The sequence below is a fragment of the Streptacidiphilus sp. MAP12-16 genome, from assembly GCF_041262165.1.
GTDB lineage: Bacteria > Actinomycetota > Actinomycetes > Streptomycetales > Streptomycetaceae > Streptacidiphilus.
Genome location: NZ_JBGCBY010000034.1, coordinates 80649 through 91494, shown reverse-complemented (window position 1 = coordinate 91494; position 10846 = coordinate 80649). Strand labels below are relative to the sequence as shown.

Sequence of the window (10846 nt, the reverse complement as noted above, 5' to 3'; positions counted from 1 at the left end):
CACCACCTGGGACTTACTGTGCGCCGATCCATCCAGAACCTCACCTCCCAGCTATGCCTTTGGACCCGCCACAGCCTGCTGACCCGCACAGCACCAAACACCTACAAGATCACCCCGCCCGACACCTTGACACCACCCCACGGCCCTTAACTTCGCGGCATTGCGTCATCGCGGCCCACACCCAGCTCCGCCTCGCCCGCCCCCTCGCTGAGGACCTCCGCCGGCCCTGGGAGAAACCTGCGGCCCCGGGCCGGCTCACGCCGGCCCGCGTCCGCCGCGGGTTCAGGAACATCCGCCCGATCAGCGCACTTCCCGCCAGAGCGCCGAAACCCGGCAAACCCGGCCCGGGACGACCACCCGGCTCCAAAAACCGCACACCCGCACCCCGCCACGACGTCGGAAAGACCGTCAAACGCGACCTCACCATGACCGACCACCAAGATCGCCGAGGTTAAAGAACAAGCTGAGGGGGCGCCGCGAAGGAGACCTTGTCGCAGAACGGCACCGGGCCTGGGTCGGACGTTCGTCGATCTGATCTCGGTCCACCGTCGGGATCGCCGACGCAGTTACCGCTAGATTCGCCTGGCCTCACCACAGAGTGAGGGGTAGCCCGTTCTGCTCGGCTGCATGGATGCGCTCATCGATGAGTTCGCGGGTCTCGCCCAAGGCGAGCCCGGTGCGGACGGCGGCGGCGATGGCGCGGGTGCGCCCGGCAGCGCCGCGCAGGTCCGCGAGGGGGCCGCCGGGGTTGCGGTGCCGCTGAGCCCACTCAGCGCGGTTCTGCGCCGAGGTGCCCAGCCGAAGGTGCGCGGGATTGGTACAGCCGTGCGAGTCGCATGAATGGCACAGGACCGGGTCCTCGGTCCCGGACCACCCCAGGCGCGGTATCACTCCATTGGCGAGCTGGAAGGCGAAGAGGTGGGCGGGGACCGTTCCGCGTCGCGATGCTCCGGGGAGGCTGGCGGCGCGGAAGCTCCCATGACCTGTGTCGCTGACCGCGGCGAGCCACGGCCAGCACGGCTGGTGCTCGCGCTGGTAGCGCTTGGCCTCGAATCGCTCCACGATCTGCGGGTCTCCAAGCCATGCACGCCAGAGCTGGGCGGGCTGCCGGATTGGAACGGGCTGCCCCAGCAAGGAGAGCTGGATGCTGGCGTGCGCCGGCGGAGGTATCGGGGGACCGTCGACTCCGTCGAAAGCCAGCTGTTGCTCAGTCACGATGCCGCCCTCCCGCCCAGGGCGTACAGCTCCGTGGTGAGACAGGTAGGGCTAACAGCACAACGCTTCACAGAACTTCCTTGGGATAGGGCGCGCGGGCGCGGGTTGGCGTTCGGGCTAGTGGCGGCCGGGTGCACCGCAGTTGGCGACCCGGCCACCACATCGGTGTGTACGGCTGGTCAAGCGTCGTGTTCGAGGGCGTGCACCGCAGCGCGGAGTCGCTCGACGGCGTTGTCCGCCAGCTCGTTGAACTCCGCCGCCTCGCCCTCGGTGGTGGGGCCGATGGCCTCGGAGCCCAGGCACCGTTCGATGGCGCCGATGTGGTCGAGGATCTCCCGGAACAGGGCCACTGCCCGTGGCTGCGAAGCGGCTGGCGGTGCCATCTCCACCGGCGCGTGAGCGGCGTTGACGGTCGTCGGCGTGACGGCAGCCGTCACCGTGACCTGCTTGTGATCTCCTGCCAAATTTTGCAGGTCGGCATGGGATGCACCGACGGCCTGCTGCAGAAGCCCCAGGCCAGGATCCGGTGTCGTCGGCCTGGTGCTGCTGGCCAGGATCTCGGGAGCCCCATTTCGTGGTGCGGCTGACGAGATCGGCTGGGCTCGCTGTGGCGGGGGAGGCGACGGAGGTGACAGGGGAAGTGCCTGCGCCGTGATGAGTTGATGGGCGGTCTCTTTGAAGTGAACCGCCTCGGCCTGGCGTCCGGCGCTCTTGAGCACGGCCTTGACGACCTGGCTCGTCATCGCCGCGGTCAGGCGCACCTGTTCGGCCTGGGCGCGGGCCAGGAGCTGCTGGTACATCTCAGCGGCGGCGTCCAGGCCGAAGCGGTCGCCCACGGGCAGCAGAGCCCGGACGTGGGAGGCCGTGGCGGGCCTGCCGAGGACCTGATTGAGCTGCTCTGCCAGAGCCCATTCCTCGATCATGAGATAGGCGGCGCGCTCGCTGATGTCCCAGCGCTCGGTGACGTAGTCCTCGAAACGGGTGTGGGTGTGGCGGTAGAGCTTGGCGTCGCGGATGGCCTGCAGAGCTTTGCCCGCGAGCCAGGTGGCAGTGGTCAGGTTCGCCACGGCCTGCTCGCACAGTCCCAGTTCGTGCTGCTCGACCTCGCTGAGCGGTCCGCTCGCCCCGGTGACGGCGGGCGCCGGGACCATCTCGGAGGTGATCACCAGGTCGGCAGGCCGACCGGATGGCACCCGTGCGCTGGAGACCGCGACATCTGTCCGCCTGGCATTGCGGTTGCGCAGGGCGGCGCTGCGGTCGGGGGTGGGGCTCATCGCTGGTCTCCGATCTGGGGCAGGAGGCCGCGGTCGGTCATCTCGGTGACCAGTTCGTCGTAGGCGGAGCCCTTCGCGGCGACCGGGTGGAGCATCGACTGGGCATAGCGCTGGCGGCCGGGAATGGTGGTGGTGAAGACGTTCCACCTGTTGTCGGTCAGGTAGTCGCGGTAGTCGTTGGTGGCCTTGGCTCCGGCGACGGTACGGTTGAGCAGGACCCAGGTCGGTGGCGGGGTTCCGTCGGGCCGCAGGACGGCGATCTCCTCGATCAGGTCGCGCATCGGCAGGCGGTCGATGCGGTCTATGTCGGCTGTGGTGGGGGCGGTGTTGAGGATCGCCACGTCGGTCACGCGCAGCACCGACTGCACGATGGAGCGGTGGTCTTCGGCGTGGCCGCAGTCCACGATGCCGATCTGGCCGGGGGCCATGGTGGGGGGCACGTTCTTGTAGAACATGGGGGAGGCCTGCTGCTGGACGGGGAAGGGGAAGCCGCCGGCGCAGGCGTCCCACTCGGTGAGTTGTCGGCTGTAGTCCGCTTCGAAGGCGGTGACCGCATAGCCGCGCTCGTGCAGGGCGTGGGCGTGCCATCCGACCGAAGTGGTTTTGCCGCCCGTCCGGGGGCTGATGTGAGCGATGATCATGATCGTGATCCCTTGGATTGGTAGAACAGTTGCGGGGGAGGGCGTTGAACTGCTTCGGGGGGATGTCAGGGTGGCGCGGTGGCCTGGCTGCGGGTCGACCGGCCGCGAGGGCGCATCGCGGTCCCGGCACGGCGCAGGAGCCGGTAGAGGGTGCTGGTCGAGCAGTGGTGTTCGGCGGCGAGCGCGGGCACGTCTGCTCCGGCTTCGTAGCGGGAGCGCAGCTGGTCAATCCGCTCCTGCTGCAGGGCTTCGCGGCTGTTTCGCTGCAGCGCGCGGGTCTGGGCGCTGGAGCGCATCAGGGTCCCGGCTTCGCGCAGCAATCGCCGCACGGTGCGCACCGAGAGGCCCTGCCGGTCGGCCAGGACCATGACACTGGCCCCTGCCTGGTAGCCGGCACGCAATTGCTGTGCCTGCGCGGCGCGATCGGTGCCGTGGCGCAGGACACGGGTCTGCTCCTGGGTGCGCATGGGGGTGTCGACCATGCGGAGCCGACTTAGGACCGTGGCCGGGGCCAGTCCCTCTGCGGTGGCGAGTTCGCGCACGGTGGCGCCGTGGCGGTAGCGGGCGCTGAGGTCCAGGGCCTGCCGCTGGCGGGCGGCAGTCCACCGTGCACCCCGTGCGGCAGCCGACGTGGGTGTGGGTGTGGTGGTCATGCTGCTGACTCCCATTCGTGCAGGGCTTGGGTGTGGGCGGCGGCGAGCTCGGCGTAGGTGAGCTGGTCGCTGGGGCTGAGGAGGATCAGGTGTCCGTCGGTGGCGACCTGCCAGCCGGGCACGGGGAAGCCGGTGACCGGATCAAGGACGGCTCCGCCGGGGGCCTGCCAGTGCGCGGGAACCTCGTCGGCGCGCAGGGCGGGCACCAGCACGGTCCGCCCCTGCTGCACCTGGGTCTGGGCAGGACGGCGGCGCTCCGCCCACGCCTGCAGGGCGTCGCGGTAGGCCGCTCGCTCGGTGGCGTGCAGCGCCTCGCGGGCAGCCGCGATCCCGGCCGTGCCGTAGGCCAGGGCCAAAGCGCCCCAACCCGGTTGGTGGCCCGGTTCTTCGGGTGGTCCGGTAACAGCCTCCGGAAGGCTGTTACCGATGCCCTCCAGAGCGTGGGGTGTCAGGGCCCATCCGTCGCCGTCCGGTTGGACGAGCCCATGGCTGCGCAGGCGGTTCAGGGTGCGGTAGGCGGTGGCCCGGGACAGCGAGGCGGAGGTCACCAACTGGCTTGGGGTCTGGGCGGGGTGGGCGTGCAGGGCGCCGATGACCATCAGGGCGGAGCTGCCCAGGGCCCCGTGGGCGAAGGCGTCGTGCCCCATCAACAGGCCGATGACCCGGGAATCGACGTCAGCGTGGCTTTCCGTCTCAGGGGTGGACCACTCCCCAAGGTCCCCGTCGGGGGGGCACTGAATGGTCTGATCATGAGACAGGGCAGGGTCGGGGATGCCGTCGGAGAGGTACCAGGTCGAGCCCTCGGTGCCGTGGCCGACCCGCAACCGGCGCAGCCAGCCGCCGGGCTTCAGGACGTACCGGTAGGCCTGGCGCAGGGTCTGCCGGGAGACCCCCGCTGCCTCTGCTGCCTGTCGCTCGCTGGCGGCGTGCATCCGGCCGCCGGCGGCCTGCGCGAACGTCAGGTGCGCCTGCAGAACCCGCAACGCGGTCCGGCCACGCTCACCGCGCCACGGCGTGGTCTCGATCCGCTCCCGCAGCCAAGCCAGGCTCTCGAAGGCCCCGGGGCGCGAGTCGACCGCCGCGGTGGTGTCCACCAGGTTCAGGGCGCTGGCCCAGACCCGTTCGATGTAGCCCTGGGCGCGGGCCATCCCCGACCGCATCGCGATCGTCTGGGCATGGCGTCCGCCTTCGTGGTCCGGATGCAGCAGCATCCGGGCAAGGGCCTCCACGGTGCCGCCGGCGCGGGCGACGTGGCAGGCGATGGCCGCCGTGACCCGGTGGCCGTGCTCGGCCGCGCCCTGGCGCTGCTCGCGGGTGCTGAGGGTGCCGGTGGAGCTGAGGCGGGTGTAACTGCCGCTGGCGTAGCGGCCGGTGAGGTCGCCCAGCAGGATCAGGTCGGCGGCGGCGCGGGGAATCTGCTGCAGGCCGAGGGCCGGGAGGTGACTGCCTCTGACTGCCTCTGAGTGGTTTGTCCTGGGCGCAGAATCGTGCCCGGGGGAGTGCAGGGAGGGGTTGGAATGTGGCATTCTGGGGCTGTCTCGCAAAGACGAGGACACCACCACTGAGGCCGTCAAAACCGCGGGTGGTGTCCGGAGCCGACCTCCAATCGGTGCCAGCGAAGCCTCCAGGACTCCACTCCTGGGGGCTTTCGTATGTCCGGCTACGGTGGAGGCAGGTCTGCGCTCACAGCATTGACCCGGGGCCAAACGGGGGCCGGCAACCGGGGCCAATCGGGGGCCAAACAGAGTGACTGCCTCTGACTGCCTCTGATTGCCTCTGACTGCCTTCCCCGCAGGTCACAACCGGCGGGCTACCCAATAGGTGCAGGTCAGAGAGGTGGGGCGGAAATACCCGGCGTACAGGCCGACTCGTCCGCCGCCTGTATTTCCGCAGGTCACAGCCTTAATGTGTATAAAAAATGACTCTATGCAATGGCTCAGTTACGGCCCCGAAGCGGTACCGCCTTGTTGTCGCCGTTGTAGGGGCGGGGAGGAAACCGAGGTGCGGTTCGGTCGGCTGGCGAATATGGGCTGGTCAGAGGGATAGTTTGCGGAACCTCGAGTGCGTGGGGGCGACGTGGATGACTTGGGGCGGACGGCTCACACGGTCAGCACGAGTTTTGTCTTCCTTCGTCCGCCGTTCCACGTGGGTGTAGTCAGCTCCCGTCGGGTTCGCTGTCAGCGTTTCGTCCGTCCGGTGGTGAGGTGCGATGCCGCTGCGGACAGTGGTGGCCACTGGCGGAGTCCTAAGAAGCCGTTGTCGTACCGAACTTGATCGGCATGTTCTCGCAGCTCAGGCATGATGCCGGGGCTGGCGAGGCAGGCTGTGGCCGTCGGGTTGGCTCGTCGGTGGAGGTGCGGGGATGGCGTCGGTCGTGGGTCTGCTGGAGGAGCGAGAGTTGGCCGCGCGGGGGCGCGTGGAGGTCCTGCGGGAGGAGGCGGACCGGATGCTGGCCGAACTCGCAGGCGGAGACGGAGTGGCAGGAGTGGCTGATCGCGCGGCAGCGCGTAGGTGAGGTCCTGTCGGTGCCGCGAATCCGCGGGGCCTACGCGGCCGACCCGGCGTCGGCGGAGGAGCCCTCCGGGCCCGAGAGGGAAGCCGGGCCGCTTGCGCACGCGCCCGCAGCGGAGTCTGTCTCTGGGGCTGCGCGGTCGGGCTCGACCGTCCCGATGTGGCGGCCCGCGCTGACGGCGGACGTGCTCGCCGTGGACTACCGGCGCATTCTTTTCGCGCTGGCGGAACACCATTCGGATTGGGGCAGGGTGATGACGTGCCAGGAAATCACTGTCGTGCTCGGGCTGGAGCTGTGCCCGGCCGGCGTGGAGGGCGTGCAGTCGAAGATGAAGCGGCTCGCGGCTCGCGGACCGCGGCTGGGCGACGGAGCCGGCCCCGGGCCGGTTCACGCTCGCCGACGGGCCAGCCTGCGGCTCATGAGCATCGTCATCGACCACAGCAGCATCCGCTCGTGGACGGCGGGCAGCGTTTCGTAGTCGCGGACCAACCGGCGCGAGCGGAACAGCCAGGCGAAGGTGCGCTCCACGCACCAGCGCCTCGGGAAAGTCGCCCGGCATCGCCCGCCACGTGATGCCGCCCGCGACCAGGTAGCGCACGGCGTGCAACATCTGCCGGTGGCAGCCCGCCGGCTGACCGCCCTTGCCGTTCATCCACGCCGGGACCGGCATCGCCTCCCGCACGACCGCCCACTCCGCGTCCGACATGTCCGAGGGGTACCGAGGCTCGCGGTGGGGATGGTCGCCCGCATTGTCGAACCGGTGAGCGAGGCAATCACACGACGGGGGAGCCGAGTTGGACTCCACAAGCTCTGAACCGCAAGACGGCGACACAAGGGCCTCCCGGCCAGCTCGTTCGGACTTCGACAATCCCGAGCTGGACGGGAGGCCCCGCCTTCATGCACGTTGGAGCCGGAGATCACGCGACCGAGTCACCGCACTCGAACTGGCGCCTAAATGGATCGCTGCGGAAGACGGCTTCTCGCGCCTGCTGTCTGTAGTTGGTCACAGGAAGTAGTGGCCTTGTTCGATATCCTCGATGAGGCCGGGGTGGGTGGGCTTCCATCCCAGGAGTTGCTGGGTGATGGTGCTGGAGGCGGGCATGTCGGTGCTGAGGAGGCGCACGAGCATCCCGCTGAACTCCTCGGCGGGCAGGGAGTGTGCGGGTAGGTCAAGGTGTCGGCCGACGGCCTCGGCGATCTCGCGGACCGGCACGCCGTCGTCGCCGACGGCGTTGAGGACGGAGCCGGCGGGTGCCTGCTCGACGGCAAGGCGGTAGAGGGTCGCGGCGTCCTTGACGTGGACGGCGGGCCAGCGGCTGGTGCCGTCGCCGATGTAGCCGCAGACGCCCTTGGCCCGGGCTGCGGCGATGAGCTGGGGGACGAAGCCGTGACGCTCCCCCTCGCCGTGGACCGAGCGGGGCAGCATGACCAGGGAGGTGCGCACGCCCGATTCTGCTGCTGCGAGCGCTGCCCGCATGTTGGCGATGCGGGCGGCGACGGGTCCTGCCGCGACGAGTTCGTCGTGCTCGGTCGCGGGCCGGCCGGGTGTCACGAGTGTGGCGCCGGAGATCACCAGGGGCCTGCCGGAGCCGGCGAGGGCGGCGGCGAACGTCTCGATGGCCTTGGCGTCCGTCCGCGTCGCGGCCTCGCTCATGCTGGGAGTGACGAAGGCCAGGTGGATGACGCCGTCGCTGCCCAGAGCGCCGGCGCGCAGCACGTCGGTGTCGTTCAGGTCGCCGCGCAGCACCTCCGCTCCCATCGCGGCGACCGCGTGCGCGGAGGCGTCCGAGCGGGCCAGCCCGAGGACCTGGTGCCCGGTGTTGATGAGTTCGGGGACGACGGCTGAGCCGATCCAGCCGGAAGCACCGGTGACGAAGATACGCATGAGAGGGACTCCTTGGTGACGGCGCGGTCGAGGACGCGCAGCTCAGATTCGCTCGCGGGAGACTGATGCGACCCTGTTGCATCAACGGTACCGCAGCCATGCGACTAAGTCGCATCATTCGCAGGATGATGCGACCTGGTCGCTTCGGATAGACTGCGTCGGTGAGCAGATGGGCACCGGACGCACGTGAGCGCCTGGAGAGCGCGGCGTTGGACCTGTTCGTGGAGAACGGGTTCGACGAGACGACCGTCGCGCAGATCGCGGATCGCGCCGGCTTGAACCGGGCCACGTTCTTCCGCCACTTCAGCGACAAGCGCGAGGTCCTGTTCGGCGGCGAGGACGTACTGGCCGGCCTGTTCGCCGACGGCATCCGCGCCGCTGCTGCGAACGCGACGCTCGCGCAGTGCCTGCGGGCGGCGTTCGCGGCCACCGACCCGGTCATGACCCCGCAGCGGCGGGCCAAGGCCGTCCAGCGCAGGCGGGTGGTCGCGGCCAACAGCGACCTGCAGGAGCGGGGACTGCTCAAGCACACCCGGATCGCCGCGTCGATTAGTACCGCCCTGCGCGAACGCGGCACGGACGAGCTGACCGCCCGACTGGGCGCGGAGGTGGCGATGCTCGCCTTCGCCATCGCCGCCGAGCGCTGGATGAAGGCGGACGACGAGGAACCGTTCCCGCCCCTCGCCCAAGCAGCCCTGAGCGACCTTCAGGTGCGCGCCGCCGAGCTCGACGCCCGACCCCGCCCCTCCACCTGACGCGAGAATCTGGCGCACACCGTCCCGCGCATCACAATGGACAGCAGACCCTGCCTTCATGCACGCCGAAGCCAAAGATCACGCGACCGAGTCACCACGCTCGAACTCGCGTCCAACAAGATCGGTACGACAACGGCTTCTAAGCTTGACTCTGTCGGGGATCTTGGTCGGTCGGGGTCAAGTGCCGAGGGTGCGCCAGGACTTCGATCGGGGAATCGCCTGCTGGTCCAGGAAGGTCTGGAAGGCGGTGGGCGGTCTCGAGGAGGAGGTTTTCTCGGCCTCTGACCGGCTGAGCCGTTCGATGTTCACGGCGATGGCTGTGAGTACGTGTTGCAGGTGGGCTTTGGGTTGCCCTCGGTAGCGGCAGCGGCGCATGCCGTGTCCGTGGGCGAACTCGTTGACGGTGCCCTCCACTCCGGAGCGGACCGCGTAGCGGGCCTTCCATTCGGACGTCTGCTGCTCGGTGCGGACGCGGACTTGCAGGTCGCGGAGTTCTCGCGGCGGGAAGCCCACGTTGCGGGCGCCCTCGCGGGAGTTGGTGCAACGGGGGCGGTCTGGACAGGGCTGACACTGGCCTTTGGTGAACCGGGCCACGATCAGGGGTGCCGCGGTGGGCGAGGAGGTCGGGTAGGGGCCGTGCCAGCCCGCGCTGACCTGGCCCTGGGGGCAGGTGACCTGGCGGCGGTCGAAGTCGATGTGGAAGTCGTCCCGGTCGAAGCCCTCGTTATTGCGGTGCTGGCCGGTGGGGTTGCCCGGGAGTGGACCGGTGACGGTGACCTGGTGTTCGCGGGCGGCTCGTTCCAGGTGGACCAGGGAGGTGTAGCCGCCGTCGACCAGGTGCTCGGCGGGCAGCAGCCCGCGGCGCGCCAGGCGGGTGTGGATGCCGGGCAGGGCCTGGCCGTCGTTAGTGGCAGCCGAGGTCGTGGCCACGTCCGTGATCACATTGGTGCTGTCAGGGGCACAGGTCTCGGTGAGATAGGCGGCGAACCCCTTCCAGCAGATGATGTGTCCGTGACGCACGTAGCGCGCCGTGGTGTCGTAGGGGGAGACGATCGCTAAGGACGACGGTGGCAGTCCGCCGTCGTCGGCGGTGCGCCAGTTCAGACGCCCCGCCGCGTCGCGGTAGTAGTTCTGCACCACGATCTGCCGAAGTGCCCCGGCCGCTGGGCCGGGCCGGTAGCCCGGCCCGTGCTGGTGGAGGCGCTCCAGAAGCTGGCAGGCGTCGTTGCCGGCGGCCAGGATCCTGGTCTTGGGCCGGGTGGGGTTCTTGCCCAACCGGACCGGGCGGCCGTAGCGGCGCCCCCATTCTTCGCCGACCAGGCCGACCAGCAGATGTCCGGCTGTACGGGCGACTTCTTCGAGCGCGGCACGGACTGCTTCGGTGACCAGTTCGAGCCGGGTCAGGTCGCGCACCACCGCCAGGATGTGGGTGGAGTCGGTGCGCTGCGTGGTGCGCTCGCCCACGAGGCCTGCCTCTTTCAGGCGGGCGGGCGCCAGGTCCAGGAGTCGGTCGGCCCGGTCGTCCTGGACCAGGCGCTCGCGGAAGCCGGCCAGCACGCTGTGGTGGAAGCCGGGATCGTCCAGCTCCATGGCCATGGCGTACTTGAAGTCGATGCGGCAGCGGACCGCTTCCGCGGCCTGCCGGTCCGACAGGCCGAGCAGGAACTGCAGCACACAGACGGTGGCCAGTTGGGCGGGCGAGAGCCCAGGGCGCCCGTCGCGCGGGTACCAGTCGGCGAAGTCCTCGTCGCACCACAGCCCGTCCAACCGGTCCCTGATCCACATCGCCGTCGTACCGTCCGGGTTGCTCGCTCGGGCGATCTGCGCGGTCAGGGACGGGACTTGCTCACCGGAACGGGGATGGAGGGACAACGAACACCTCGGCAGCTGGATCGGTCTACGAAACAGCCC

9 protein-coding genes and 3 pseudogenes are annotated in these 10846 nt (G+C 69.6%); 3 read left to right on the top strand and 9 right to left on the bottom strand.

What is annotated here, in order from left to right:
* Window positions 1-164 precede the first annotated feature (164 nt).
* Window positions 165-455: pseudogene (locus ABIA33_RS32805) on the top strand (transposase); the annotation flags it as partial.
* 133 nt (window positions 456-588) lie between these two features.
* Here the strand turns inward: ABIA33_RS32805 and ABIA33_RS32800 are convergent.
* The 5 genes from ABIA33_RS32800 to ABIA33_RS32780 all read right to left on the bottom strand — a co-directional run bounded on the left by ABIA33_RS32800 (window position 589) and on the right by ABIA33_RS32780 (window position 5309).
* Entirely contained in the window at window positions 589-1215 is a 627-nt protein-coding gene (locus ABIA33_RS32800) for a hypothetical protein (RefSeq protein WP_370086763.1), read from the bottom strand.
* A gap of 179 nt (window positions 1216-1394) precedes the next feature.
* The gene (locus ABIA33_RS32795; RefSeq protein ID WP_370086761.1) at window positions 1395-2489 is read right to left on the bottom strand and encodes a hypothetical protein; all 1095 of its coding nucleotides are present in this window, start codon (window positions 2487-2489) and stop codon (window positions 1395-1397) included.
* A complete protein-coding gene (locus ABIA33_RS32790) occupies window positions 2486-3130 on the bottom strand; it encodes a plasmid partition protein (RefSeq protein ID WP_370086759.1) in 645 nt (214 codons plus the stop codon). Before ABIA33_RS32790 ends, ABIA33_RS32795 begins: the two co-directional genes overlap by 4 nt.
* Before the next feature lie 65 nt (window positions 3131-3195).
* The gene (locus tag ABIA33_RS32785) at window positions 3196-3783 is read right to left on the bottom strand and encodes a helix-turn-helix domain-containing protein (RefSeq protein ID WP_370086757.1); all 588 of its coding nucleotides are present in this window, start codon (window positions 3781-3783) and stop codon (window positions 3196-3198) included.
* On the bottom strand, window positions 3780-5309 hold the full coding sequence (locus ABIA33_RS32780; RefSeq protein WP_370086755.1) for a helix-turn-helix domain-containing protein: 1530 nt from the start codon (window positions 5307-5309) through the stop codon (window positions 3780-3782). The genes ABIA33_RS32785 and ABIA33_RS32780 overlap by 4 nt, the downstream gene beginning before the upstream one ends.
* 836 nt (window positions 5310-6145) lie before the next feature.
* Here ABIA33_RS32780 and ABIA33_RS32775 point away from each other — a divergent pair.
* The gene (locus ABIA33_RS32775) at window positions 6146-6298 is read left to right on the top strand and encodes a hypothetical protein (RefSeq protein ID WP_370086769.1); all 153 of its coding nucleotides are present in this window, start codon (window positions 6146-6148) and stop codon (window positions 6296-6298) included.
* Window positions 6299-6682: 384 nt separating this feature from the next.
* Here ABIA33_RS32775 and ABIA33_RS32770 read toward each other — a convergent pair.
* From ABIA33_RS32770 to ABIA33_RS32760, 3 genes and pseudogenes are all read right to left on the bottom strand, one after another.
* A pseudogene (locus ABIA33_RS32770) lies at window positions 6683-6838 on the bottom strand (IS5/IS1182 family transposase); the annotation flags it as partial.
* Window positions 6839-6893: 55 nt separating this feature from the next.
* Window positions 6894-6947 (bottom strand): annotated as a pseudogene (locus tag ABIA33_RS32765) (hypothetical protein); the annotation flags it as partial.
* Window positions 6948-7298: 351 nt separating this feature from the next.
* Entirely contained in the window at window positions 7299-8180 is an 882-nt protein-coding gene (locus ABIA33_RS32760) for an SDR family oxidoreductase (RefSeq protein ID WP_370086753.1), read from the bottom strand.
* 161 nt (window positions 8181-8341) lie between these two features.
* Between ABIA33_RS32760 and ABIA33_RS32755 the strand changes: the two genes are divergently transcribed.
* Window positions 8342-8935 carry a TetR family transcriptional regulator gene (locus tag ABIA33_RS32755; RefSeq protein WP_370086751.1) on the top strand — a complete coding sequence of 198 codons (594 nt, stop codon included), beginning with the start codon at window positions 8342-8344 and terminating at the stop codon, window positions 8933-8935.
* Window positions 8936-9112: 177 nt separating this feature from the next.
* Here the strand turns inward: ABIA33_RS32755 and ABIA33_RS32750 are convergent, their stop codons facing one another.
* On the bottom strand, window positions 9113-10807 hold the full coding sequence (locus ABIA33_RS32750) for an IS1182 family transposase (RefSeq protein WP_370086749.1): 1695 nt from the start codon (window positions 10805-10807) through the stop codon (window positions 9113-9115).
* Between the last annotated feature and the right edge of the window lie 39 nt (window positions 10808-10846).

Excerpts from the sequence above, each read along its gene's own strand:
- ABIA33_RS32795 (WP_370086761.1), bottom strand. The coding sequence starts at position 2,489 with ATGAGCCCCACCCCCGACCGCAGCGCCGCCCTGCGCAACCGCAATGCC.
- ABIA33_RS32790 (WP_370086759.1), bottom strand. The coding sequence starts at position 3,130 with ATGATCATCGCTCACATCAGCCCCCGGACGGGCGGCAAAACCACTTCG.
- ABIA33_RS32785 (WP_370086757.1), bottom strand. The coding sequence starts at position 3,783 with ATGACCACCACACCCACACCCACGTCGGCTGCCGCACGGGGTGCACGG.
- ABIA33_RS32780 (WP_370086755.1), bottom strand. The coding sequence starts at position 5,309 with ATGCCACATTCCAACCCCTCCCTGCACTCCCCCGGGCACGATTCTGCG.
- ABIA33_RS32775 (WP_370086769.1), top strand. The coding sequence starts at position 6,146 with ATGGCGTCGGTCGTGGGTCTGCTGGAGGAGCGAGAGTTGGCCGCGCGG.
- ABIA33_RS32760 (WP_370086753.1), bottom strand. The coding sequence starts at position 8,180 with ATGCGTATCTTCGTCACCGGTGCTTCCGGCTGGATCGGCTCAGCCGTC.